Raw genomic sequence first — 23,320 nt, 5'->3', positions numbered from 1 at the left:
GGGGGGGGCAAGTGACAGGCCGGTGTGGGATTTCGTGCCCACCCCCGGCCCCTCCCGCAAGCGGGAGGGGAGGATGCTAGGCCGCACCGCCAACAGCCTGTTCTGGATGTTCCGCTATCTCGAACGGGCCGAGAACACCGCCCGCCTGCTCGAAGCGGCGTTGCGGATGGCACTGACCCGCGATCTGGCGACGGCGGAGGCTGAATGGCGCTCGGTCATCGCGACCCTCGGCCTGCAGCGTGCCTATGACGCATTGCATGATGGTTATGACGGGTTGTCCGTGTGGAACTTCGTGCTGCGCGGGCCTTCGAACCCCGGCAATGTCCGCGCAATGTTCGGTGCAGTGCGCAGCAATGCCCGCACGGCCCGTACCAATATCTCCAGCGATCTCTGGGAAGCGGTCAATGATAACTGGATGAAGCTCGATACGATGCTTGCCCGGCCGGTGGGGCAGATGGCGGTGGGCGAGGTGCTGGGCACGATCCGCCGTGCCGGCACGCAGGTGCATGGCGCCTTCGACGGTTCGATCCTTCGCGACGATGGCTATCATTTCAGCCGCGCAGGCACCTTTATCGAACGGGCGGACAGCACGGCGCGTATCCTCGACATGAAGTATTTCCTCCTGCTGCCTTCGCTCTCTTACGTGGGATCGAGCCTCGATACCGGCCAATGGGAACAGGTATTGCGATCGGTCGCGGGCGCGCGGGTCTATAGCTGGCTCAACGCCGGGCAGATCGAAGCGCGCGGAATCGTTGAATTTGTGGTGCTGGATGATCGGTTTCCGCGCAGCCTTGCCTTTTGCCGCAATGCGCTGCGTGATTGCTTGGGCGCGCTTGCGCGGCTGCATGGCGAGGAAGGGCGCGCCATCGCCCTGATGCGCGATTCCGATACCCGCATCAGCCATCTCACCGTGGACCAGATTTTCGAGCAGGGGCTGCATGAATTCCTGATCGATTTTCTCGCCCGCAATGCCGCAATCAGTCAGGCGATTGCGCAGGATTACCGGTTTCAGGCATGAGCAAGCTGACCCTCTCGATCCGGCACACCACCCATTATGCCTTCACGCAGCCGGTTGTGCACGCGCTGCAACGGTTGCGGCTGACCCCCAAGGAAACGCAGGGCCAGCGCATCCTCGATTGGCAGATGACCTTCGACAACGCCCATGCCGAACTTCAGTATGACGATCAGCATTTCAACCACGTCACTCTGATCGGGATCGCGCCGGGCGCGCGTGAGGTGACGGTGACGTGCTGCGGAACGGTGGAGACCGAGGATAACGCCGGGGTGATCGGCCGTCATTCGGGCCACCTGCCGCTGTGGAGCTTTCTGCGGCAGACGCCGCTGACGCGCCCCGGTGCGAAGCTTCGCGCCATGCTGCGCGAGGTGCAGGGGGCGGTCGATGCAGCACCGATCGATTTCCTCCACGCGCTCTCGGCCCTGATCCGCGAGCGGGTTGCATACGAGACCGGGCGCACCCATTCGGCCACCACCGCCGAAGAAGCGGTGGGCCATGCAGCAGGCGTGTGTCAGGATCACGCCCACGTCTTCATCAGCGCCGCACGCGCCAGCGGCATTCCGGCGCGCTATGTCAGCGGTTATCTGATGATGAACGACCGCATCGAACAGGAAGCCACCCACGCCTGGGCCGAAGCCCATGTCGAAGGGCTGGGCTGGGTCGGGTTCGATGTGTCCAACGGCATATGCCCCGATCCGCGTTACGTGCGGGTGGCAACCGGCAGCGATTACCGCGATGCCGCGCCCATCACCGGCATCAGCGTCGGTTCGGCAGAAGAGGTGCTGACCGTGGGCGTGGCAGTGGAAGCCAAGGGGGCAGGGCAGCAGCAAAGCCAGCCGGGCCAGTCGCAAAGTCAATCCTCGGGGCGATCCCAGGGGCAATCCCAGACCTCGCAGTAACCCTCGGCTGGCAATGCGGACTTTGCGCCGCGCCGCCATTCACGCTAGGGCGCGCATCATCACCGAAGCGGAGACTATTACAGCATGACCTATTGCGTTGGCATGGTGCTCGACAAGGGTCTGGTGCTGATGAGCGATACCCGTACCAATTCGGGCGTCGACAATATCTCCACGTTCCGCAAGCTGTTCCACTGGAGCGTGCCGGGTGAACGCATGATCGCAGTGATGACTGCGGGCAACCTCGCCACCACCCAGGCGGTGATCAGCCAGCTGGAAGAACGCACCAAAGCCCCGAGCGAGCGCGACAATGCGCTGCTAAAAGGGCCGACGATGTTTCAGGTTGTGACCGAAATCGGACGATTGCTGCGCAACACGATCGAAGCGGCGCAAAGCATCAATGGCGATAGCGGCAAGGGCCGCTTTACCGCGACCATGATCGTCGCCGGGCAGATCGCCGGGATGGAACCGCGCTTGTTCATGATCTATCCGGAAGGTAACTTTATCGAAGCCAGCTGGGACACGCCGTTCTTCCAGATAGGCGAAACCAAGTATGGCCGCCCGATCCTGCTGCGCGGTTATGATCGCGCCATGAGCTTCGAGGATGCGGTGAAGCTGTTGATGGTCAGTTTCGATTCTACCTTGAAGGCGAACCTTTCAGTGGGCCTGCCGCTGGATCTGCTGGTGATCGGCAAGGACGCCTTCGCCGCCATTCACGAAAATCGCGTGACGGCGGAAGATCCCTATTTCGATGCGATCTCTTCGGGGTGGGGAAATGCGTTGCGATCGGCGTTCCATTCGCTGCCGTCTTACTCTTTTGCCGCAAGAGACTAACCGGCTGGAGGTTATAGTCTCCGTTATGGAGGATTTTACCTAAGTATTTTCAGCGGGTTGCCCTGCTGCGGTAAGGGTAAATCCTCCGGAACGGCGGCGCTATCGCGTGCAACAAATTTACAAGTGTCGCAGACACTTACGTATGAACCGCAAAGCATCCCTCCACTTCATCGATTCGTGCAGCCGCCAACGTGCCGAACTGGCGCGGGTGGGCTTTGCACTGGGCCACCACAGCGAAGTTTACGGCGATTTGTCCGAACTCGCAGTGCATCCGCCGCGCGAAGGCATCATCGTGGCGCGCGATACGCCCGAAGATGGCGGGGTCGACATGATCCTTGAACGGCTTGGCAGGCTTGGCGTCTGGCTGCCGCTGATCGCAGTCGATGTGCAGCCGCGCCCCAACCGCATCGTAGAAGCGATCAAGGCCGGTGCGCTCGATTACCTCGCCCTGCCGCTCGATCCTGAACGTTTCACCCGCTGCCTTATGCGGATCGAGAAGGAAGCGGAACAGTTCGGCGCTGCCCGCCGCCGGATGATCGAGGCACGTGACCGCATATCGACACTGTCCTCCCGCGAGCGCGAAGTGCTCGATTGGCTCGCCGAAGGCAGCAGCAACAAAGCCATCGCCCGCGAACTCGATATCAGCCCGCGCACGGTGGAAATCCACCGCGCCAACATGATGAGCAAACTGGGTGCCCGCCACGCGGCAGAAGCCGTGCGGCTGAAGCTGGAAGCCAAGCTGGAACCCAAGATGCACGCCTAACCGCGTTGCAATCTGCGATTTCCCGAATGGTCAGGCAGATCCTGGACTAACCTGACCCCCGGAAGGCCTCGGTGCGAATGATCGTGCCGGGGCCTTCGTATGGGAAGCGCAGGTCAGCGAAGAGTTGCTCACCGGCAGAATTTGCCGCCTGTGCCTTCCAGATGGAAGTGATCCTCGTGCGCGGCATTAAATTCGGGGCCGAGGACGGTGCCGAACCGTTTGCACGCGCTTTTGTGAACCACCCGCAGAAATTCCCGCGTCGGCGCATCGCCGCCGTGCCAATCGCGTTTCAGCACGATCCGCCGACCATTGGCCAGCACGAAGGCGGAAACATCGATCGCTTCGGCGCTGGCATGGGCGGAACGGCGCGCGGTTCCGGCGACATTGCGGCAGGCGTAACTGCCCATGGTCTCGATCCGTGCGACCGGGCTGCCCAGCAACTGGCGCGCTGCGCGGTCGACACCGAAGCGCGCCCAATCGTTGAAAGCCTTGGCCGTACCGCAGCGAACGGGGCCGAGATTGCTGATGCCCAGCGGAGCGCGATCACCGGCCAGTGCCATCAGTTGGACAGTGCCCAGCTTGTTGCAGCCGGGCGCGGCGTAGGTATCGGGCAGCGGATTGAACTGCGCGCCGCTTGCGCCAAGATCGGACAGGCAGCTCTGGTCTTCGGGGCGCGGCACGAAACTTTGCGGGGCAGATCCGATGCTGGTGGCAGGGCGGGCCGGGGTGCGGGCAATCGGGCCGGGGCTGCGGCTGGCAGTGCCCGGCGCTGCGCCGCTGCTGCCACCGGGGATCAGCGAACCGCACCCAGCAAGAGCCAGCGCACTGGCCAGGATGGTCAAACCGCGAAGTGCTGCCTTGCCTGTCATACCTAAGGCTTATCACCCAGGAATGGTTAACACACCGGAAACGAGTGCGGTTTTGCGATCAATAACTGGCACCTCCGGAAGGTTGCGTAGGCGCACAGTGATCTGTCGGCGTTTAAGCCACGCCGCGTTCTGCCTTGGGCTGGGTCAACAGGCTGACAGTGATGATCGCGATCATGGCGGCAGCAAAACCGGGTACAATCTCGTACAGACCGGGGCCGCCCATAAAGGATGCGTTCCATCCCATGGCAATCCACGCACCCACCACGCCCGCGCCGGTTACCAGCCCCGCCACCGCGCCTGCGCCGGTCATCCGGTCCCACATCAACGCCAGCAGGATCAGCGGTCCGAAAGCCGCGCCAAATCCCGCCCAGGCGTTGGAGACGAGACCCAGCACCTCGCTGTTGGGATCACTCGCCAGCAGACACGCGGCAACCGCCACCAGCGCCACGGCAACCCGGCTGACATTGACCGCCTCGCGTTCAGACGCATCGCGGCGCAGGAACAGGCGGTAAAAGTCCTCAGTCAGCGAGGAGGAAGAGACCAGCAGCTGCGAGGATATCGTGCTCATGATCGCAGCCAGCAATGCGGCGTAGAGAAAGCCGGTGATCGCCGGGTGGAACAATAGCTGCGCCAGCACGATGAAGATCGTTTCGGGATCGTCGATCACCAACCCGTTACGTTCGACATAGGCGCGGCCCGCAAGGCCAAGGCCGATCGAACCGATCAGGGCAATGCCCATCCAGCCCATTCCGAAAGCAGCCGCGCGCGGGACGTTTTTCACCTTGTCGATCGCCATGAAGCGCACAATGATATGTGGCTGGCCGAAATAGCCCAGCCCCCATGTCACCGCGCTGATAAATCCGATGGCGGTCAACCCGTAAGTAAGATCGAGAAACCCTTCGACCGGGACTTCGAGCAGGCTGGCGCCCGCCTCGCCGCCGCTGCCGAACATCACCACCAGCGGCATGAGGACCAGCGCGCCCATCATGATCAGCCCCTGCACGAAGTCGGTCAGGCTGACGGCGAGAAAGCCTCCGACCATGGTGTAGGCCAACACGATCCCGGCGGTGATCAGGATGCCCATCATGTAATCGCTGAACATAGTGCCCGGCAGGATGCCTGCGAACGCGGTTTCGAACAGCTTGCCCCCGCCCACCAGCCCCGCGGCGGTGTAAACGGTGAAGAAGGCAACGATGATCACTGCCGATGTTACCCGCAGCGCAATACGCCGTTCGGGGAAGCGGTTGGCAAGGAATTGCGGAATGGTGAGCGCATTGCCGATCCGCTCGGTCTGCTCGCGCAGGCGCGGGGCGACGAGGATCCAGTTGGCCAGCGCACCGCAGAACAAGCCGATCCCGATCCACGCCTCCACCAGCCCGGCTGCATACAGCGCGCCGGGCAGCCCCAGCAGGAGCCAGCCCGACATGTCGCTCGCCCCGGCGGACAGCGCTGCCACCGAAGGCGGCAAATTGCGCCCGGCAAGCAGGTATCCTTCGGAATCCCCGGTTGATTTGCGCCATGCATAAAGCCCGATTGCAATCATGAGAGCGAAGTAAGCGGCGAGGCTGGCAAGGGTATAGGCGTTCATGCGCGCAGGGGTAACAAGCCCGCGTCCGCTTGGCCACCCGTCAACCGGATATACCCGCGCCATCATTGCGCAAAGGTCTCACCCCGATTGCCGCACGTCTCACGGTTCAGGCGAGGGCGCGCAGCGACAGCCTGCAAAAAGGTTTCGGGAAGATTGGAACATTCGATCCCGGCTTTGATTATGCTCCGGCAATCTTGAATGAATTGCTTGTAAGATTAAAATAATCGGAGTCCCCCTAATGATATTCTCGAAGAAATTCATGTTCGCATGCAGCGCTGCGGCAGTGACATGTTCGACAGCAGCCTTTGCACAAGAAGAAGAGCGTTACTTTGACGGCGTCTATGTTTCCGGTGCTATTGGCACTGAATTTGCCGAAGATAATCGCGATGACAGGATTCTGTTCGACACCGATCGGGATGGTAACTTCAATGACAACGTAAACACCGTTACCGGCGCTAATGCCTTCGCGCCCGGTTTCTGCGCCGGCACTCCCGTCAGTGCGGCTTCTGCGACATGTCGCGGCAACCGTCAGGGCGAAGGCTACGCCCTGCGTCTCGGCGTGGACAAGCATCTTGGTGACGGGCCTTTCGTGGCCGGCGTTCTGATCGAAGGCGCCAAGCCGGGCGTGGAAGAATTCACCACCGGCTTCAGCACCACTCCAGCGTCTTACACCTTCGCGCGTGAAATCGATTGGTCTGCCACTGCGCGTGCCCGCCTGGGCATCGCGCCGGGCAACGGTCGCGCATTGCTGTATGCCACCGGCGGTGCCGGCTTCGCTCGCATCGAGCGCAGCTTCACCACCAGCAACGGCGCCAATTCCTTCACGGACGCCAACGAGAATGACTGGAAGTTCGGCTGGCAGGCTGGCGGCGGTGCGGAAGTCATGCTGACCCGCAACCTCGGCCTGGGGCTTGAGTACCTCTATTCGCGCTACAACGACGATGATTACACCGTCGCTGTTGGCCCGGGCACCGCGCCTGCGACCAATCCCTTCCTGCGGGAATCGGGCGGTACCGATATGCGCCTGTCGAACGACAAGTTCGATTTCCACGCGCTGCGGGGAACCGTGAGCCTGCGTTTCTGATTTTCAGAGCGTAATCGGGGAGAAGGCTGCCGTGGTCCGCAGCCTTCAAACCACTGGCCCCGCGTTGCGTAAAGCAGCGCGGGGCCAGTTCGTTCGGACGTAGTTTGGATCAGTCCAAGCTCAATCAGCTGTCTTTCTTGCGGCGCATTTTCTTGCGCTCGTTCGGGTCGAGCTCGGCCTTGCGCAGGCGGATCGATTGCGGGGTCACTTCGACCATTTCATCATCGTCGATATAGGCGATCGATTGTTCCAGTGTCATCCGGCGCGGCGGGGTGAGGCGGATCGCTTCATCCTTGCCGCTGGAGCGGACGTTTGAAAGCTGCTTGGCCTTCATAGGGTTGACTTCGAGGTCATCGGGCTTGGCGTTCTCGCCGATGATCATGCCCTGATAGACTTTGGACGAAGCAGGGATGAACAGTTCGCCGCGTTCTTCGAGCATGTTGAGCGCATAGGCATTGGCATCGCCATCACCATTCGAAATCAGCACGCCGTTGATGCGGCCTTCGATCGGGCCCTTGTAGACATCATACTTCTCGAACAACCGGTTCATGATCCCGGTACCGCGCGTGTCGGACAGGAATTCGCCGTGGTAACCGATCAGCCCGCGTGACGGGGCGGAGAAGGTGATGCGGGTCTTGCCGAGGCCCGAGGGGCGCATTTCGGTCAGGTCGGCCTTGCGGCGCTGCATCTTTTCGACAACCGTGCCCGAGTGTTCGTCGTCCACGTCGATCACGACGGTTTCGTACGGTTCCATGCGCTTGCCGCCTTCTTCGCGGAACAGCACACGCGGGCGGCTGATGCCGAGTTCGAAGCCTTCGCGGCGCATCGTCTCGATCAGAACGCCCAGCTGCAATTCGCCGCGGCCGGCGACTTCGAAGGCGTCCTTGTCTTCCGCTTCGGTCACGCGGATCGCGACGTTTGTTTCGGCTTCGCGCAGCAGGCGATCACGAATGATGCGGCTGGTGACCTTGCTGCCTTCGCGCCCTGCCATCGGGCTGTCATTGACCGAAAAGCGCATCGCCAGCGTCGGCGGGTCGATCGGCTGGGCGGCAATCGGTTCGCTGACCGAAGGATCGCAGATGGTGTTGGCGACGGTGGCCTTTTCGAGACCGGCAAGCGCGATGATATCGCCCGCGCGCGCGATTTCCACCGGCACACGCTCCAGACCGTCGAAGCTCATCAGCTTGGTCGCACGGCCCGTTTCGATGACCTTGCCGTCCATGTCGATCGCGTGGATCGGATCATTGACGCGGATCGTGCCCGACTGGACACGGCCGGTGATGACGCGGCCCATGAAGTTGTCGCGATCAAGCAGCGTGGCCAGAAAGCTGAACTTGGCATCAGGGTCGAGGCCCGGAGCAGGCACGTGTTCGATGATCTTTTCGAACAGCGGGGCAAGCGTGCCTTCGCGGCGCTCCTGATCTTCGCTGGCGTAGCCATCGCGGCCCGATGCATAAAGCACCGGGAATTCGAGCTGGTCGTCTTCGGCATCAAGGCTGACGAACAGATCGAACACTTCGTCCAGCACTTCCTGCGGGCGGCCATCGGGACGGTCGATCTTGTTGACGACCACGATCGGTCGCAGGCCCAGTGCCAGCGCCTTGCCGGTGACGAACTTGGTCTGCGGCATCGCGCCTTCGGCACTATCGACCAGCAGGATCACACCATCGACCATGGAGAGGATGCGCTCCACCTCGGCACCGAAATCGGCGTGGCCGGGGGTGTCGACGATATTGATGCGCGTAGTCTGGCCATCCGCGCCGTGCCATTCGACACTGGTGCACTTGGCGAGAATGGTGATCCCGCGTTCCTTTTCGAGATCGCCCGAATCCATGGCGCGTTCTTCCACGCGCTGGTTTTCCCGGAACGTGCCCGATTGGCGGAACAGCTGGTCAACCAGCGTGGTCTTGCCATGGTCAACGTGGGCGATGATCGCGATATTTCTCAGCGCAGACGACATTCAGAAAACTTCCGGTCAAGGGGCCGGGCGCGGGGCGTCCGGGTAGGGGATAAGCGCAGCGCGCATAAGGCGCGGAGCGTTAGGCGGTGTTTGTGGCGGGTTAGCGACAGGCCGCGACGCTACGGCATGGGCCGGAGGCGTGCAGCGTGCTGCGTTGCAACATCGCCGCGCCGCCTAGCGCAAGAGCGCGCGCGGGGCAAGCACGCAGGCTTCAGGTGGTGCATTGGAGGGGGTGCGGCACTGTGACTCTTGCGCAACATTCCACTGTTCTGGCCCCGAAAAGCGCGGAGCGGCGGCTTGTCGCTGGCGCAACACTGGCTTATCACCCGCCCGGTACGGCCACGGGAGAGAGCGCATCACAAGATGCGATGCCAGCAATGGCGCCGTGGTCGCGGGATTGTAGGAGAGGAGCTTCCATGCGTTCGACCAACACCGGCACTGCCGGATCGTACCGATTCACCCTGCTTGCAGGGGCTGCCGCCTTTGCGCTTGCCACACCGGGTGTCGCCTTTGCCCAGGATCAGGAGCCTGAGCTTGAGGCGCCTGAAAGCAGCAACCAGATCATCGTTACCGCGTCAAAGCGCGAGCAGACGCTGCAGGAAGTGCCGATTTCCGTTTCGGTGACCAGCGGCGAAACGCTTGAAAACGCGCAGATCCGTGACGTACTTGATTTGCAGACTGTCACGCCTTCGCTGCGCGTAAGCCAGTTGCAGAGCGCATCTGCCACCACCTTCATCATCCGCGGCTTCGGCAACGGCGATAACAACTTCGGGATCGAGCCTTCGGTCGGCGTGTTCATCGACGGCGTGTTCCGCTCGCGTTCGGCTGCTGCCCTGTCCGACCTTAACATGGTCAGCCGCATCGAAGTGCTGAACGGGCCGCAATCGACGCTGTTCGGCAAGAACGCATCGGCCGGTGTGATCTCGGTCGTGACGCGCGAACCGCAGTACGAATTCGGCGGTCAGGTCGAAGCCAGCTATGGCAATTTCAACGCTCTGGTTCTGAAGGGTGAAATCACCGGACCGATCAGCGAAAACATCGCCTTCTCGATCGACGGTTCGTACAACCGCCGTGATGGTTACGCCAACATCGTCAACCTTGATGAAGAACTTTCGGATCGCAACCGCTGGACCGCACGCGGCCAGTTGCTGATCGAACCGACCCCGGACTTCAAGGTTCGCATCATCGGCGATTATGGCAAGATCGACGAAGTGTGCTGTCAGGTCTCGACCCTTGTGGCCGGGCCGACCGCCGGAGCGATTTTCGCTGTCGGCGGTGCGCTGGATACCAACTTCTTCAGCTACAACACCTTCCTCAGTCAGGTGCCTCGCAACGAAGTCGACAACTATGGTGGCTCGATCCAGGCTGACTGGAACATCGGCAACCTGACCCTGACTTCGATCACCGCCTATCGCGAGCTGCAGAACTTCCTTGATCAGGATGTAGACTTCACCAGCGCCCGCGTGGTGACCGAAACCCGCGATCAGACGGTCGATACCTTCACGCAGGAACTGCGGTTGACCTCGGATTTCGATGGTCCGATCAACTTCCTGCTCGGCGGTTTCTACTTCGACGAGAAGATCACGCAGGATAGCCGCCTGACGACCGGGGCTGACTCGCGGGCCTTCTTCAGCCTGCTGGCTGGCAATCCGCTGGTCTTCAATGGTGTCGAACAGGCGCTTGGTCTGCCGCAGGGTTCGATCTTCAGCGAGGGCCCGCTGACTGCGGAACAGTTCTCGATGAGCAACGAGGCATGGTCGGTCTTCGGCACCGTGGATTTCGAGCCGGCTGACGGCCTCGTCTTCACCGCCGGTTTCAACTACACCGACGACAAGAAGAACTTCGCGCTGGCCCAGCAGTCGTTTGACGAATTGTCGAACATCAACCTGGTCGATGCCTTCATCACGCTGGCATCGGGCGGGGCGGTTACCAACCGTGCGATCTTCCAGTCGCTGCCAGCTGCCAACCAGCAGGCGCTTCTGGGTGCTGCAACCAACCCGGCGGTCAACACGCTGCTCGGGCTGACCCCGTTCCAGTTCCAGCCGCCGTTCCTGAACCTGCCCAACTCTGTCGAGCCGGGCCGGACCAATGATGACAAGTTCACCTATCTGCTGCGCGCCGCGTACCAGATTTCGAACGAAATCAACATTTACGGCAGCTATGCGACCGGCTTCAAAGCGAGCTCGATCAACCTGTCGCGCGACAGCCGTCCGGTGTTTGGCGATTACATCCCGGGGCCGGGGCGTTCGTCCTTCGCTGCGCCGTCGTCGCCGATTACCGATGCAGGGCTGGGCGTTGCCAACCTTGGCACCGGTTCGCGCTTTGCCGGGCCGGAAAATGCGGAGGTTTACGAACTGGGCGTGAAGGCGCAGTGGCCGGGCTTTGGTTTCAACCTCGCGCTGTTCGACCAGACCATCAAGGGTTTCCAGAGCTTCCTGTTCACCGGCACCGGCTTCCAGCTGAACAATGCCGGTCAGCAGTCGGTGCGGGGCTTTGAACTCGATACCACGATCAACCCGGCCGATGGTCTGGTGTTCACCTTTGCGGCCACGCACCTCGATCCGGTGTTTGACAGCTTCACCGAAAGCCCGGTGGGTGATCTGACCGGTCTTCGTCCCGGCGGTATCCCGGCGTGGAGCCTTGCCACCTCGGCAACCTACACCCACGAATTCGGCGCCAGCGGCAACAAGCTGCTGACCCGTCTGGATTACAGCCACGAAAGCAACACCGCGATCAACAACGGTCTGCCGACCTTCAATGCGGCGCTGGGCAATACCCGGATCTTCAATCGTGAAGTCAATCTGGTGAACGCCTCGATGATCTTCCAACTGGATAACGGGCTGGAAATCGGTGCATGGGCGCGCAACCTGCTTGACGACCAGTACATCATCACGGTGTTCGATGGCGTCGCGCAGTCCGGCACGGTCTCGGGCTACCCGAGCCAGCCGCGCACCTATGGCGGCCTGGTGCGCTTCAAGTTCTGATCTGACGCATCAACGAGACAGAAAAGGCCCCGCGCAGACGATGCGCGGGGCCTTTTTCGTTTGCCTGTCGTGCAAGATTGTGGTGCTTTGCGAGTGCGTTGAAAGCGCATTTGCTTGAGGGGGATCACGCTTATGGATTACGCTGGCTTCTGGATTCGAGTCCTCGCCTATATCATCGACTTCATACCACTGGTTATCATCGGCGTTGTGCTTGCATTTGTCTCGGGTCAGCCGCTCATGGACGCCGACCCTGCCGCGCCAGTTTACGGTTGGGGCGATCTGATGAACCTGGTCATCGGCATCGCATATTTCGTCGGGTTCGAAAGCTCTGCCTATCAGGCGACGCCTGGCAAGATGGCGCTTGGTCTGATCGTCGTTGATACCGAAGGACGCCGCATTTCGCCGTTGCGTGCACTTGGGCGCTATCTAGCGAAAATCCCATCGGCCATGATTTTGCTGATCGGCTTCATCATGGTCGCCTTTACCGAGCGCAAGCAGGGCCTGCATGACTACATTGCCAGCACACTGGTGGTTAAGGGCAAGCCGGGCGAAGTGGGTTACAACCCCGATGTTTTCGCCTGAATGAACGTGCCACGCGGGTGCTGCGGCGAGCTTAAAGCTCCCGCAGCGCCCGCGCCGGTTTTGCTCGCAGCAGCGGCAGCGACCCGGTCAGCGCGAAGGCCAGGACGAGGCCGACACCGAGGCCCAGCACGCCGAGCACTTCGCCCCAATCGGGCAGCCATTCGAATTCGAACAGCTGGGTGATCACCACCCAGGCAAGGCCGCCGCCCAGTGCCAGCGCCACCAGCGCCAGCACGCCGGCCAGCAAGCCATATTCGGCCAGTTGCAGCAGCAGAATCTGCCGCCGGCTCGCGCCCAGCACCCGCAGCATCACCGTGTCATAGGTGCGCGCCGCCCGCGCCGCTGCTATCGCGCCCATCAGCACCGCAAGGCCCGCCAGCACTGTCACCGCCGCGGCGGCCAGCGTGGCGAGGCTCACCTGCTGCAGGATCGTGCGCGCCTCTTTCAGGATGCCGCCAACCTCGATCACCGAGCTTGAAGGCATTTCCTTCACCATCGCGCGCAGCAAGCGCCCGCGTGCTTCGCTGTCTGCGCCTTCGGGCAGGTCGATCGTGGCGGAAAGGTTGTGCGGCGCATCCGCAATCGCATTGCGGCTGAACACCAGCAGGAAGTTGAACCCCATGCTCTCCCAGTCGATCTCCCGCAAAGACGCAATCCGCGCGGTGCGTTCCACGCCGAGGATACCGACAGTGATGTAATCCCCCACCTTAAGGCCAGCCGCTTTGGCGAGGTCGGCATCGACCGACACCAGCGGTTCGCCCTTGTGGAACGGGCTCCACCATTCGCCGGCCACCACGCGGTTGCCCTGCGGGATGGTGTCGGCATAGGTGAGGCCGCGCTCGCCGCGCAGGCCCCACGCGCCTTCGGGCAATTCCTCAAGATCGGCGACCCGCGTCATGTCATCCTTCGGCCCATAGGCTAGCACCGCGCCGCGCATTGTGGGCACGGTGCGGATCGCTGCGTCCGGGAAATCGGCCTGCACCAGTTCGAAAAAGCGCGGTTCCTTGTCACGCGGCACATCCAGCACGAAGTAATCCGGCGCCTCCTGCGGAACGCGCTGCTGGATATTGCCATCTATCGCGCTTTGCACCGCAGCCAGCAGCACGAAGGCAGCAAGGCCGAAGCCCAGCGCCGTCACCAGCGAACCTGTCGGTGCCCCGGGACGGTGGATGTTTGACAAGGCGCTGCGCAGCAGCGGATTGCGCGGACGCGGCAGGCGGCGGGCGATGGTCTGGATCGCCCAGCCAAGCCCCGCCAGCAGCAGCAACGCTCCGCCCGCGCCGAGAAGGAAGCCGCCTGACAGCAAGGGCTGCGCGGTGGTAATCAGCGCCAGCGCGCAGATCGCCGCAATTCCGAGGCCGGTCGCAAGCAGCGCCCGCTTGTCCCGCGCCAGCGGTGTCACACCCGACCGCATCAGCGCCATCGCGGGGTAGGTGCGTGCGCGCAGCAAGGGCGCTGCGGCAAAAGCGAAGGCAACCAGCAATCCGTAAGCTGCCGCCAAAGCCAGCGGGCCAGGGGCGATGATGAAGCCGCTTTCCACCGGCAACAAGCCTTGCAGCGCTGCCCCGAGCAGCGGTGTCACCAGCACGCCGACCGCCAGTCCCGCAAGGCTGCCCACCAGCGCCGCCGCGCCGATCTGCATCGCGTAAATGCGGACAATATCGCCTGATGTCGCGCCCAGCACCTTCAGCGTGGCGATGCTGCCGCGCCGCTGATCGAGATAGGACGAAACCCCGCCCGCAATCCCGATCCCGGCGATCACCAGCGCGGCAAGACCCACCAGCGTCAGGAAATCGCTCATTTGCCGTACGAAGCGGTCTGCTCCGGGAGAGGCACGGTCGCGGGTGCGGATATCGAACCCGGCATTGGGGAAGGCTTTGGTGAGCGCTTCCTCTGCGGCGTTGGCATCGCGCGCGGGGTTGGCAAAGGCGATGCGGTGTTTGCTTTGATACAACGCGCCCGGTTCCAGTAATCCGGCGGCTGCAGGCACATCCTGTGCCACGATCACCGTCGGGCCGAGGGCAAAGCCTTCTGACAGGCGATCAGGTTCGTCCCTGATAACGCCAGCGGCCCTCAAGGTGACGGTTCCAACACTGAAATTGTCGCCCACGGCAATCCCGAGCCGTTGAATTGCGGTTTCGGCAATCCATGCGTCCATGCCCGAAGGTGCGCCAACCTCGCGCCCGTCGGCCAGCACCAGCGTGCCGAACATCGGCCACTTTGCGTCAACCGCCTTCAGTTCAATCGGCGCAGCAGCGTCAGGCGTGCTGGCCATGGCCTGCAAGCGGAAGCCGCTGGAAATTTCGCCATATTCGGCCAGCGCCTCGCGCTCGTCAGGCCGCAGATCGCGCTGCCAGACTTCGATCTCCAGATCGCCGCCGAGCAATTCCTGCCCGCTCGAGGCAAGTTCCTGCTCGATCGCGGCGGTCAGGGTGCCGATCGCCGCCAGCGCCGCCGTGCCCAGGAAGATACACACCAGCAGCAGGCGCAGGCCCTTGAAACGGGCATTCAGATCGCGCCGGGCGATGTCCCATGCAGTTTTGAGAGGAAGGCTCATGCCGCGCTGATGGCCTGAGGCGCGGTATCGGACACGATCACACCATCGGCCATGGTCAGAACCCGTTCGCACCGCGCAGCAAGGCTGGCATCGTGGGTGATGATCAGCAGCGTTGCGCCCGTTTCGGCGCGGCGGGCGAACAGCAGGTTGATGATTTCCTCGCCGGTGGCGGCATCAAGATTGCCGGTGGGTTCGTCGGCAAAGATCAGATCGGGGCGCGGTGCAGTGGCGCGGGCGATGGCAACGCGCTGTTGCTCTCCACCGGAAAGCTGGGTCGGGTAATGCCCGGTGCGGTGGCCGAGGCCGACCGCCTCAAGCTCGATCATGGCACGCGGAGCGGCGTCCGGCATTCCGGCCAGTTCCATCGGCGTTGCCACATTTTCCGCCGCTGTCATGGTCGGCAACAGGTGGAAGGCCTGGAGCACGATCCCGATCCGCCCGCGCCGTGCGGCGGCAAGGCCATCTTCTGAAAGCTCCGTGAAATCGGCTCCGGCCACGGTCAGACTGCCGCCGCTGGCGCGTTCAAGGCCAGAAAGCACCGCCATCAGCGAGCTTTTACCCGATCCCGACGGGCCGAGCAGCGCCACCACCTCTCCGCGGGCAATATCCAGATCGATCCCGCGCAGGATCGTAACCGGCGCAGCATTGCTGCCGAGGGTGAGGGTAAGGTTGCGGGCGCTGATTGCGAGAGAGGGGCTTGTCACAGGGTTCCGATGGCATAGGTGAGGGCATGCAACAAGCTACAGGTATGAAGGGCTCGCGGATGCACAAGCGCGGTTGGTCGAATATTGGTGTTGTGGCAGCGGCGCTGCTGGCGCTTGCAGCCTGCAGCGGGGAGGCTGATGAGGCCGCCACGACAACCGAAGTGGCCGAGGATGGGCAGGCGGCGCTGCCCGCGATCCCGGTGATGGGGCCGGAGCGCAAAATCATCGCCTTCGGGGATAGTCTGTTTGCAGGCTATGGCCTTGATCCGCGCGATTCCTACCCTGAAAAGCTGGAAAATGCGCTGCGGGCCAAGGGCTTGAATGCCGATGTAATCAATGCGGGTGTTTCCGGTGATACTACGGCGGCTGGCCTGAACCGGCTCGAATTCACGCTTGCAGCGCAGGAAAAAGCGCCCGATCTGCTCATCCTTGAACTGGGCGGCAATGATCTGCTGCGCGGGCTTTCGCCGGACGAGACCAAGGCCAATCTGGGCAAGATGCTGGCGATCCTCAAAACGCAAAATGTGCCGGTGTTGCTGATGGGAATGCGCGCGCCGCCCAATTACGGCCCGCAATATCAGGCGCAGTTCGATGCGCTCTACCGCGATCTGGCGCAGGAATATGGCGTAGCGCTGATCCCGTTCTGGCTGGAAGATATCTACCGCGAACCGGAGCTGTTCCAGGCCGACAGGATCCACCCGACCGCAGACGGGATCGAGCGGCTGGTCGGCTCCACTCTGGGTGAAGTCGAACAGGCCTTGCCGGTCAAGAAGTAATCAGACCCGTTCGGCGCTTCCGCCGCTGACCCGCCAGATTGCGGCTTCATTGCGGATCGCATCGAAGGGTGCGAGTTCCGTGCCCGTCATCCAGACCTGCGCCGCGCCTTCGCGCAGCCTCCGGAACAATTCGGTGCGGCGCACGGGGTCGAGATGCGCGGCCACTTCATCAAGCAGCAACACGCTGGGCCGCCCGGCCGATGCCAATATGCCATGCGCCAACGTGATCGCGATCAGCATCGCCTTCTGTTCGCCGGTCGAACAGGCGGCGGCGGGCTGGTGGGTGGTGGCCATCAGCACCTCCAGTTCGTCGCGCTGCGGGCCGGTGAGCGCGCGGCCTGCCGCCCGGTCGCGTGGACGGTTGCGGGCAAGCTCGGCGCGTAAGGCAGTTTCGTCCAACGGGCCGCCGGGACGATAGGTGAGGGCGGGACGGGCAAAGGGTTCTGGTGGAAGCGCAGATAATTCGTCCACCAGTCTCGCCACCAGCGCAGCGCGGGTGCGCGTAACGGCGGCACCGTGATCGGCTGCCTGCGCCTCGATCGCGTCCATCCAGCGCGGATCGCCGCCATTTTCCAGCAACCGCCCGCGTTCTCGCAGCGCCGTTTCCAGCGCATTGACCCGCCGCGCATGATCAGGCGCTATGGCGAGCGCCATACGATCCATGAACCGCCGCCGCGCACCCGCACTATCGGTAAACAGCCCGTCCATCGCCGGGGTCAGCCAGCTGAGCGCGAGCCACTCTGCAAGGCTCGAAGCGCTGGCTGCCGCGCCGTTGACCCGCACCAGCCGCCGTGCGGGCTGGCCTGCTTCGGTAAAGGTGCCGATCCGCGCAGATACCGTGCCAGCTTCGGTCAGGCTGGCGCCGATGGCAAACGGTAACGGCGCATCACCGGGAGCCGCCTTGCGCGCCAGATCGCCAAGATTGGCGCGCCGCAGCCCGCGACCGGGGCCGAGCAGAGAGAGCGCTTCGAGCAGGTTGGTTTTGCCTGCGCCATTCTCTCCCACCAGCAGGTTGAAATGCGCGGTTTCGCTTAAGGTGGTGGCCGCATGATTGCGGAAGTTTTCGAGGCTGATCCTGCTGAGGCCCATGGCTTTTTGGCGGTTAGCACAGGAGACCGATTTGGCCAGCGTGTGGTTGGGAAAATCTCCCACCCCAACCCTTGGCGTAAATTCCCAACCTTTCGCTTTGCTGAATGGGTTGTTTCGCATTCGAAAGCATCGAAACGCCGGAAAACTGCCATTTTTCGAGTTTGGCACGGCCCGTGCAGAGTAGGTTTTGTCCCCGGGGCAGTCCCGGAACACGAACCAAAATCTACAGGAGACCAACCAATGTTTGCCATCGAAACCTCGAACCGCCTGTTCGCCGCCGCTTTCTCGGTCGTGATTTCAGCCGCGTTCTTCGCCTACGCGATTATCCCCGCCAGCCCCGGCCTCGTCGCCTGAGCCTGATCCGGCCACACCATTTTCACAGGACCACATTCCCATGTTCAACAATGAAAACACCGCCCGCTTTGCTTCTGCTGCTTTTGCAGTCGTGCTGACCGTGGCCAGCTTCGCCTACGCCATCATCCCTGCCAGCCCCAGCATGATCGCCTGATTCTCTGATCGCCTGCCGCTACTTTTTGGAGTGAGATTGAAATGAACGACGTAACCCGCAATTCCGGTGGCAAGCCGCCCCGCGCTGGCTTCCGCCTGGACAAGACCAACGGCAAGGTCTTCGGCGTATGTGCCGGGATTGCCGACTACTTCGGGATCGATGCCATGCTGGTGCGGATCGGCTTTGTCGCCGCGACGCTGCTCGGTTTCGGCGCCCCGGTGCTGATCTACCTCGCGATCGCACTGATCGCGGACTAACCTGTCCAGCCGGGCGGTGCGCCATAGTCGGACCCGATAAGTCCGCAAGGGCGACCGCCCGCCGGCCGGTAGGCTGCCCCCTCGGCAGACAATCGCAAAGCGATTTGCCGCGAGAGCAAAAAAGCAATCACATGGCGGAAATGCCGCCATCGAGTTTCAGTTCGGCGCCTGTCATGAAGCGGCTTTCATCGCTGGCCAGATAAAGCACCGCATTGGCGATATCGTTGGGCTCACCCACGAATTTCAGCGGAATCTGCCGCGCCAACTTTTCCAGCAACACACCCTTTTCGAGCTGGGCCGATTTCGCGGTGCCATCAAGGATCGGCGTATCCACAAAAGTCGGGTGCACTGAATTGCAGCGGATGTTCATGTTCTTTTTCGCACAATGCAGCGCAATCGACTTTGACAGCATCCACACCGCTGCCTTCGAAGAATTATAGGCGGGCATGGTATCGCTGGCGATCAGACCGGCGATGCTGGAGATGTTGATGATCGATCCCGGCGCATGTTCGCGCATCAGCGGCAGAGCCTTCTGGCAGCCGTGGAAGATCGAATTGACGTTGATGTCGAAACACCGCTGCCAATCGCCGAAATCGCAAGCCTCGATATTGCCCGGCACGCCGATCCCGGCATTGTTGACCAGCACGTTCAGCCCGCCCAGATGTTCGCGTGCGGCATCAACGGCGGCTTCCCATTGTGCCGGATCGGTCACGTCATGGGCGATGCCGAATGCGGTGCCATCGCCCATTTCGGCGTTGATGATCGCTGCGGTTTCCGCTGCACCTGCGCCGTTGATATCTGTCGCCAGCACCCGCGCGCCTTCCTGCGCCAACCGGATGCAATGTGCGCGACCCAGACCTTGCGCGCCGCCTGTAACCAATGCGAGCTTGCCCGCTACTCTGCCTGTCATGACTCAATCCTCTCCCAAGTATTCCGGTGTCATCAACATCGCGATGCGCACATCGACCGCGTGGCCTGCGCGCCGCCATTCGGCCACGAAGCGTGAAAGATCACGCAAGGCAATGCGGTGGACGGTAATGTTTTCGCCTTCGGTGCCGCCGCCTTCGCTCACCCGTTCAAGCCCTGTGGCCTTCAGCAGGGTGAAGCATTCCGATATCATGCCGGGCGACGAGTAGAATTCGCCGAGCACTTCCAGCTTGGCGGCGCGGTATCCGGTTTCTTCCTCCAGCTCGCGCGCAGCGGCGGTGATCGCTTCCTCGCCTTCGCCGCCCGCATCATCGCCGACGAGGCCAGCGGGAATTTCGAGACAGAAGCGGCCCAGCGGCACGCGGTACTGGCTGACAAGGATCACATGGCGGGTGCCGTCAGCATCATCATCCAGCGCGACGATCGCGGCGGCGCGGATGCCGCGTGCGCGCCCGACATATTCCCACCGCCCGCGCTGCTTGGCGGTTATGAAACGGCCTTCCCACATCACCTGTTCGGGCAGGTCGGCATCGCGGTCCTTGATCAAAATAGCTACCCCGTTCATCCCGATCTTGTCGAAGGATTGCCCTTCTTCCCCGCGGAATGGTTCAACAAGAGCGGCCCTTCGACAGGCTCAGGGCGAACGGGTCAATAGCAATAATCGGGGGTGAGTTACTAAACCTCGATCAGCCGATCCGGCAATTCATTCACATCATCCTCGCCGCGCGGGAAATGCTGGGCGAGCACGAAGCCGACATCGCGGATGCCCACCGCCAGCCCTTCGGCGATGCAGCCCTTGCGGATTTCGCCGAGCATGTCGCCCATCGCCTCGCCCCAGACTTCGGCAGGGACGATAGCGGCGATGCTTTCATCCGCCACGATCTCTGCACGGTGTTCGCGCATGGAAAGGTAAATCATCACGCCAGTGTGCCCGGTGGTGCGCCGTTCCGCCCCGACCTTGAACTGGCGCACTGCCTGATTGTGAACGCGCGCGGTCTTGGCCGGGCCGGGAATCAGCGCGAATCTCAACGGTTGCCACTGCTGCACCAGCATCACGACGAGGAAGGTGACGAGGCCCAGTCCGATCACCATGCTGGCAAGTTCGCCGGTGGTCCATTCATGGCCCCAGCCGCCGATCAGACTGTCCCACAGTCGCAGGAACGGCAAGGGGAGCACGGCAAACACGCTCATCATCGTGAATGCCGCAGCCGTGGCCCACAACAGGGCGACATCGGTATAGCCGTCGGAACGGTCTGCCAGCACGGTCACGATTTCGCCCGAAGTTGCGCTTTCCGCCTCGGTTACAGCTTCAGCGATCAGCTTGCGTCCGGCATCATCAAGATAGGCCATTTTTACCACCCCCCGGAGGCGCCGCCGCCCCCGAATGAGCCGCCGCCGCCCGAAAATCCGCCGCCGCCGCCAAAGCCGCCGCCACCCCAGCCGCCGTCACCATCGCCGCCCGAAAGCGCGCCGCGCAAAATCGCGCTGCCCACTTCCCAAAGGATGATATCGCGCGCGGTATCGCCCATGTCGCGGCCCGTTGAACTCCCGCGAGCGCCCCATGGGCCGTCACCCTTGGAGCGATACTTGCGCCGCCGTTTGCGGCCGGCAAAGATCGGCAGGACGAAGAAGAAAAACATGAAGGCGAGCCAGATCAGCACGCCGATGGGAAAGCCGCCGTCACTTTCTCGCGCCTTGCCTGCCTGCGCCGCGATCTGGGCGGCTTCTTCAGGTGGCAATTTCAGCTGGGTGATGATTGCGTTCGTGCCTGCTTCGATCCCGCCGGGAAAATCCCCGTCTCGGAATGCGGGCAGGATCTGGTTCTGGATGATCAGCGCTGACAGTGCGTCAGTGAGATAGCCTTCGAGCCCGTAGCCGACCTCGATCCGCACCTTGCGATCATTGGGCGCGACAAGCAGCAGCGCGCCATCATTGCGGCTTTCATCGCCCAGGCCCCAGGCACGGCCCAGTTGATATCCGTAATCGGATATGTCGTAGCCTTGCAGATCAGGAACCGTAGCGATCACCAACTGCCGCTGCGATTGCGTCTCCAGCGCCTCCAGCTTGGCGGTCAGCGCGGCCTCTGCCTCGGGTGTCAGCAGATCGGCATTATCTACCAAGCGGCCTGTAAGTTCAGGGAACTGCGGCTGCGCGGCTGCGGGGGCGGCGAACCAAACCCCCGCCAGCGCGAGCATTATGAACAGATGGCGGATCACGCCGATCAGTTGCTCGTCATGTCGAGCGTCGGCGCGGCTTCGGCGCCTTCGGTTACGGCGGCATAGGGCACCAGCGGTTCCGCCCCGTGGATGATGTTCGCGCCGATCGTGTCGGGGAAGGTGCGGATCGTGGTGTTATATTTACGCACCGCTTCGTTATAGTCGCGGATGGCCACGGCGATGCGGTTTTCCGTGCCTTCCAGCTGGCTTTGCAGCGCAAGGAAGTTCTGGTTCGACTGGATTTGCGGATAGGCTTCGAAGCTGGCGAGCAGGCGGCCGATGCCCTGGCTCAACTGGCCCTGTGCGGCGGCGAATTGCTCCATCGCGGCCGGGTCGTCGAGGCTGTCAGCACTAACATTCACGCTGGTGGCGCGGGCGCGGGCCTCGGTCACTTCGGTCAGGATGGCGCGTTCGCTTTCCGCTGCGCCGCGGGCGACTTCGGCAAGGTTGGGGACGAGATTGGCGCGGCGCTGGAACTGCGCTTCCACATCGGCCCACTTGGCCTTGGCTTCTTCTTCTGCCGCGGGGACAGAATTGATCCCGCAGGCGGCGAGGCTCAGCGCAGCCATGGCGGCCAAGACACCGCGCAACATGGTGTTGAAATTCATCGGACAATCCCTCCTGATCGCGCGGGCAGGCCCGGCGGCGTGTTCCTGTATTGTGGATATAGCACACCGCTATCCGCGTTCAAGCGGTGGACATTGAAATTCATGGTGCTTGGCACGGAAGGTCGAGAGTGCCAGATAGCGCGAAACATGGTTAACAAGGGGATCATTATGTTTTCGGAATTCAAAGCCTTTATCGCCAAGGGCAATGTCATGGATCTTGCCGTCGGGGTGATCATCGGGGCGGCCTTTGGCGCTATCGTCAAATCGCTGACTGACGAGATCATCATGCCGGTAGTCGGGGCGATTTTCGGCAATATCGATTTTTCGGACCGTTACCTCGTCCTGTCGGGCGAAGTCGAACCGGGCACGACGCTGGCTGCCGCGCGCGAGGCGGGTGCCAATGTGCTGGGGCTGGGGGCTTTCGTTTCGGTGGTGATCAATTTCCTGATCCTGGCCTTCATCATCTTCCTGATGGTGCGTTATGTGAACAAGATCACCGCGCAATTTGCCAAGAAGGAAGAAGAGGCCGCTCCTGCCGGGCCGACCGAGGTGGAGTTGCTGGTCGAAATCCGCGATGCTTTGAAGAAGTAAGATTGGCGCTCTGCCTGCCCCGATGTTTCACGTGAAACATCGGGGCAGGCTGGTGCAAAACAGGGCCTAGAAGGGGTCTGGACGGGTCTAGAGGGGGTCTGGACAGGGTCTAGAGCGGCCTAACCTGCCGCCAACCCGCCCTGTCCACTTCACATTCAGAATTGCCACGCTATATGCGTCATTGCCGGTTTCGACCGGATATGGCGATAAATTGCTGCGTGCAATAGATGCAACGGACCCGGGGGCAGTACCCGGCGGCTCCACCAGAAGCGGCAGCTTGCTGCTACTCCTGACGGGGCCGAACCAGGATCGACGTGTGTTGAAAAGCGTAGTTTTTGCCCGGGCTGAGTAACCCGCATAAGGCTCAAAACCCATAAGTGCCAACGATAACGAAGCACTCGCAATCGCTGCGTAATTGATGGGCTAACGCCCTTCTTTTATTAGGCTAAAAAGCGCGGTTGGACCGAACCGGGCAACAGAATCGGATACCGGGGGCCCGGGGGAGCCTAGCA

General features: G+C 62.2%; 24 protein-coding genes and 1 other RNA gene. 14 read left to right on the top strand and 11 right to left on the bottom strand.

Annotated features, from left to right (window positions below; translation table 11 throughout):
• Nucleotides 1-73 precede the first annotated feature (73 nt).
• The 4 genes from IP79_RS09785 (at nucleotide 74) to IP79_RS09770 (ending at nucleotide 3,508) form a co-directional block, all read left to right on the top strand.
• Nucleotides 74-1,018, top strand: coding sequence for an alpha-E domain-containing protein (locus IP79_RS09785; RefSeq protein WP_054119114.1), 945 nt, complete (start codon nucleotides 74-76; stop codon nucleotides 1,016-1,018).
• Between the two features lie 5 nt (nucleotides 1,019-1,023).
• Nucleotides 1,024-1,914 carry a transglutaminase family protein gene (locus IP79_RS09780; protein WP_054119125.1) on the top strand — a complete coding sequence of 297 codons (891 nt, stop codon included), beginning with the start codon at nucleotides 1,024-1,026 and terminating at the stop codon, nucleotides 1,912-1,914.
• Between the two features lie 84 nt (nucleotides 1,915-1,998).
• On the top strand, nucleotides 1,999-2,745 hold the full coding sequence (locus IP79_RS09775) for a peptidase (protein ID WP_054119113.1): 747 nt from the start codon (nucleotides 1,999-2,001) through the stop codon (nucleotides 2,743-2,745).
• 142 nt (nucleotides 2,746-2,887) lie between these two features.
• On the top strand, nucleotides 2,888-3,508 hold the full coding sequence (locus tag IP79_RS09770; RefSeq protein WP_054119112.1) for a response regulator transcription factor: 621 nt from the start codon (nucleotides 2,888-2,890) through the stop codon (nucleotides 3,506-3,508).
• A gap of 128 nt (nucleotides 3,509-3,636) precedes the next feature.
• On the opposite strand, the gene IP79_RS09765 is transcribed toward IP79_RS09770, so the two are convergent.
• Nucleotides 3,637-4,377, bottom strand: a complete 741-nt coding sequence (locus tag IP79_RS09765) for an extensin family protein (RefSeq protein ID WP_054119111.1) — start codon at nucleotides 4,375-4,377, stop codon at nucleotides 3,637-3,639.
• A gap of 112 nt (nucleotides 4,378-4,489) precedes the next feature.
• Nucleotides 4,490-5,965: a sodium/proline symporter PutP gene (gene putP, locus IP79_RS09760; RefSeq protein WP_054119124.1), complete on the bottom strand. Its 1,476-nt coding sequence runs from the start codon at nucleotides 5,963-5,965 to the stop codon at nucleotides 4,490-4,492.
• A 29-nt stretch (nucleotides 5,966-5,994) separates the two neighbouring features.
• Between putP and IP79_RS15485 the strand changes: the two genes are divergently transcribed.
• On the top strand, nucleotides 5,995-6,189 hold the full coding sequence (locus IP79_RS15485; protein WP_156318245.1) for a hypothetical protein: 195 nt from the start codon (nucleotides 5,995-5,997) through the stop codon (nucleotides 6,187-6,189).
• Between the two features lie 59 nt (nucleotides 6,190-6,248).
• Nucleotides 6,249-7,049 (top strand): outer membrane protein, encoded by an 801-nt coding sequence (locus tag IP79_RS09755; RefSeq protein WP_233994165.1) that lies wholly within the window; start codon nucleotides 6,249-6,251, stop codon nucleotides 7,047-7,049.
• A 124-nt stretch (nucleotides 7,050-7,173) separates the two neighbouring features.
• Here the strand turns inward: IP79_RS09755 and typA are convergent, their stop codons facing one another.
• Nucleotides 7,174-9,009 (bottom strand): translational GTPase TypA, encoded by a 1,836-nt coding sequence (typA, locus tag IP79_RS09750; protein ID WP_054119109.1) that lies wholly within the window; start codon nucleotides 9,007-9,009, stop codon nucleotides 7,174-7,176.
• A gap of 416 nt (nucleotides 9,010-9,425) precedes the next feature.
• Between typA and IP79_RS09745 the strand changes: the two genes are divergently transcribed.
• Nucleotides 9,426-11,993 carry a TonB-dependent receptor gene (locus IP79_RS09745; protein ID WP_054119108.1) on the top strand — a complete coding sequence of 856 codons (2,568 nt, stop codon included), beginning with the start codon at nucleotides 9,426-9,428 and terminating at the stop codon, nucleotides 11,991-11,993.
• Between the two features lie 132 nt (nucleotides 11,994-12,125).
• Entirely contained in the window at nucleotides 12,126-12,575 is a 450-nt protein-coding gene (locus tag IP79_RS09740; RefSeq protein ID WP_054119107.1) for an RDD family protein, read from the top strand.
• 31 nt (nucleotides 12,576-12,606) lie between these two features.
• On the opposite strand, the gene IP79_RS09735 is transcribed toward IP79_RS09740, so the two are convergent.
• The gene (locus IP79_RS09735; RefSeq protein WP_054119106.1) at nucleotides 12,607-15,132 is read right to left on the bottom strand and encodes an ABC transporter permease; all 2,526 of its coding nucleotides are present in this window, start codon (nucleotides 15,130-15,132) and stop codon (nucleotides 12,607-12,609) included.
• Nucleotides 15,129-15,836: an ABC transporter ATP-binding protein gene (locus tag IP79_RS09730; protein WP_054119105.1), complete on the bottom strand. Its 708-nt coding sequence runs from the start codon at nucleotides 15,834-15,836 to the stop codon at nucleotides 15,129-15,131. The genes IP79_RS09735 and IP79_RS09730 overlap by 4 nt, the downstream gene beginning before the upstream one ends.
• 26 nt (nucleotides 15,837-15,862) lie before the next feature.
• On the opposite strand from IP79_RS09730, the gene IP79_RS09725 reads away from it, so the two are divergent.
• Nucleotides 15,863-16,612 (top strand): arylesterase, encoded by a 750-nt coding sequence (locus tag IP79_RS09725; protein WP_233994164.1) that lies wholly within the window; start codon nucleotides 15,863-15,865, stop codon nucleotides 16,610-16,612.
• On the opposite strand, the gene recF is transcribed toward IP79_RS09725, so the two are convergent.
• Entirely contained in the window at nucleotides 16,613-17,701 is a 1,089-nt protein-coding gene (gene recF / locus IP79_RS09720; RefSeq protein ID WP_054119103.1) for a DNA replication/repair protein RecF, read from the bottom strand. It lies immediately after the preceding gene.
• Nucleotides 17,702-17,941: 240 nt separating this feature from the next.
• Between recF and IP79_RS15690 the strand changes: the two genes are divergently transcribed.
• From IP79_RS15690 to IP79_RS09715, 3 genes are read left to right on the top strand one after another with little or no spacing between them, the layout of a single operon-like run.
• Nucleotides 17,942-18,055, top strand: coding sequence for an enoyl-CoA hydratase (locus IP79_RS15690; protein ID WP_197273795.1), 114 nt, complete (start codon nucleotides 17,942-17,944; stop codon nucleotides 18,053-18,055).
• 40 nt (nucleotides 18,056-18,095) lie between these two features.
• Nucleotides 18,096-18,209, top strand: a complete 114-nt coding sequence (locus IP79_RS15685) for an enoyl-CoA hydratase (protein ID WP_197273794.1) — start codon at nucleotides 18,096-18,098, stop codon at nucleotides 18,207-18,209.
• 41 nt (nucleotides 18,210-18,250) lie between these two features.
• Entirely contained in the window at nucleotides 18,251-18,466 is a 216-nt protein-coding gene (locus IP79_RS09715) for a PspC domain-containing protein (RefSeq protein ID WP_054119102.1), read from the top strand.
• A gap of 127 nt (nucleotides 18,467-18,593) precedes the next feature.
• On the opposite strand, the gene IP79_RS09710 is transcribed toward IP79_RS09715, so the two are convergent.
• From IP79_RS09710 to IP79_RS09690, 5 genes are all read right to left on the bottom strand, one after another.
• On the bottom strand, nucleotides 18,594-19,376 hold the full coding sequence (locus IP79_RS09710) for an SDR family oxidoreductase (protein WP_054119101.1): 783 nt from the start codon (nucleotides 19,374-19,376) through the stop codon (nucleotides 18,594-18,596).
• 3 nt (nucleotides 19,377-19,379) lie between these two features.
• On the bottom strand, nucleotides 19,380-19,958 hold the full coding sequence (locus IP79_RS09705) for an NUDIX hydrolase (RefSeq protein WP_233994163.1): 579 nt from the start codon (nucleotides 19,956-19,958) through the stop codon (nucleotides 19,380-19,382).
• 110 nt (nucleotides 19,959-20,068) lie between these two features.
• On the bottom strand, nucleotides 20,069-20,743 hold the full coding sequence (locus IP79_RS09700) for a TPM domain-containing protein (RefSeq protein ID WP_054119100.1): 675 nt from the start codon (nucleotides 20,741-20,743) through the stop codon (nucleotides 20,069-20,071).
• Nucleotides 20,744-20,745: 2 nt separating this feature from the next.
• Nucleotides 20,746-21,609 (bottom strand): TPM domain-containing protein, encoded by an 864-nt coding sequence (locus tag IP79_RS09695; RefSeq protein ID WP_054119099.1) that lies wholly within the window; start codon nucleotides 21,607-21,609, stop codon nucleotides 20,746-20,748.
• 5 nt (nucleotides 21,610-21,614) lie between these two features.
• Entirely contained in the window at nucleotides 21,615-22,217 is a 603-nt protein-coding gene (locus IP79_RS09690) for a LemA family protein (RefSeq protein WP_054119098.1), read from the bottom strand.
• Nucleotides 22,218-22,385: 168 nt separating this feature from the next.
• On the opposite strand from IP79_RS09690, the gene mscL reads away from it, so the two are divergent.
• Together mscL and ssrA are read left to right on the top strand one after the other, a co-directional pair.
• Nucleotides 22,386-22,808: a large conductance mechanosensitive channel protein MscL gene (gene mscL, locus IP79_RS09685; RefSeq protein WP_054119122.1), complete on the top strand. Its 423-nt coding sequence runs from the start codon at nucleotides 22,386-22,388 to the stop codon at nucleotides 22,806-22,808.
• A 144-nt stretch (nucleotides 22,809-22,952) separates the two neighbouring features.
• Nucleotides 22,953-23,298: a transfer-messenger RNA gene (ssrA, locus tag IP79_RS15225) on the top strand.
• Nucleotides 23,299-23,320: the final 22 nt, after the last annotated feature.

Origin of the sequence: Porphyrobacter sp. AAP60 (assembly GCF_001296025.1) — a bacterium.
In the GTDB taxonomy this organism is placed as follows: domain Bacteria; phylum Pseudomonadota; class Alphaproteobacteria; order Sphingomonadales; family Sphingomonadaceae; genus Erythrobacter.
Note: the sequence above shows the minus strand (reverse complement) of the source record. Positions and strands in the feature narration are given on the sequence as shown.

Excerpts from the sequence above, each read along its gene's own strand:
- putP (WP_054119124.1), bottom strand. The coding sequence starts at position 5,965 with ATGAACGCCTATACCCTTGCCAGCCTCGCCGCTTACTTCGCTCTCATG.
- IP79_RS09725 (WP_233994164.1), top strand. The coding sequence starts at position 15,863 with ATGCAACAAGCTACAGGTATGAAGGGCTCGCGGATGCACAAGCGCGGT.
- IP79_RS09735 (WP_054119106.1), bottom strand. The coding sequence starts at position 15,132 with ATGAGCCTTCCTCTCAAAACTGCATGGGACATCGCCCGGCGCGATCTG.
- IP79_RS09770 (WP_054119112.1), top strand. The coding sequence starts at position 2,888 with ATGAACCGCAAAGCATCCCTCCACTTCATCGATTCGTGCAGCCGCCAA.
- IP79_RS15685 (WP_197273794.1), top strand. The coding sequence starts at position 18,096 with ATGTTCAACAATGAAAACACCGCCCGCTTTGCTTCTGCTGCTTTTGCA.
- IP79_RS15690 (WP_197273795.1), top strand. The coding sequence starts at position 17,942 with ATGTTTGCCATCGAAACCTCGAACCGCCTGTTCGCCGCCGCTTTCTCG.
- mscL (WP_054119122.1), top strand. The coding sequence starts at position 22,386 with ATGTTTTCGGAATTCAAAGCCTTTATCGCCAAGGGCAATGTCATGGAT.
- recF (WP_054119103.1), bottom strand. The coding sequence starts at position 17,701 with ATGGGCCTCAGCAGGATCAGCCTCGAAAACTTCCGCAATCATGCGGCC.
- IP79_RS09775 (WP_054119113.1), top strand. The coding sequence starts at position 1,999 with ATGACCTATTGCGTTGGCATGGTGCTCGACAAGGGTCTGGTGCTGATG.
- IP79_RS09765 (WP_054119111.1), bottom strand. The coding sequence starts at position 4,377 with ATGACAGGCAAGGCAGCACTTCGCGGTTTGACCATCCTGGCCAGTGCG.
- IP79_RS09700 (WP_054119100.1), bottom strand. The coding sequence starts at position 20,743 with ATGGCCTATCTTGATGATGCCGGACGCAAGCTGATCGCTGAAGCTGTA.
- IP79_RS09705 (WP_233994163.1), bottom strand. The coding sequence starts at position 19,958 with ATGAACGGGGTAGCTATTTTGATCAAGGACCGCGATGCCGACCTGCCC.
- IP79_RS09785 (WP_054119114.1), top strand. The coding sequence starts at position 74 with ATGCTAGGCCGCACCGCCAACAGCCTGTTCTGGATGTTCCGCTATCTC.
- IP79_RS09690 (WP_054119098.1), bottom strand. The coding sequence starts at position 22,217 with ATGAATTTCAACACCATGTTGCGCGGTGTCTTGGCCGCCATGGCTGCG.
- IP79_RS09710 (WP_054119101.1), bottom strand. The coding sequence starts at position 19,376 with ATGACAGGCAGAGTAGCGGGCAAGCTCGCATTGGTTACAGGCGGCGCG.
- IP79_RS09715 (WP_054119102.1), top strand. The coding sequence starts at position 18,251 with ATGAACGACGTAACCCGCAATTCCGGTGGCAAGCCGCCCCGCGCTGGC.
- IP79_RS09745 (WP_054119108.1), top strand. The coding sequence starts at position 9,426 with ATGCGTTCGACCAACACCGGCACTGCCGGATCGTACCGATTCACCCTG.
- typA (WP_054119109.1), bottom strand. The coding sequence starts at position 9,009 with ATGTCGTCTGCGCTGAGAAATATCGCGATCATCGCCCACGTTGACCAT.
- IP79_RS09740 (WP_054119107.1), top strand. The coding sequence starts at position 12,126 with ATGGATTACGCTGGCTTCTGGATTCGAGTCCTCGCCTATATCATCGAC.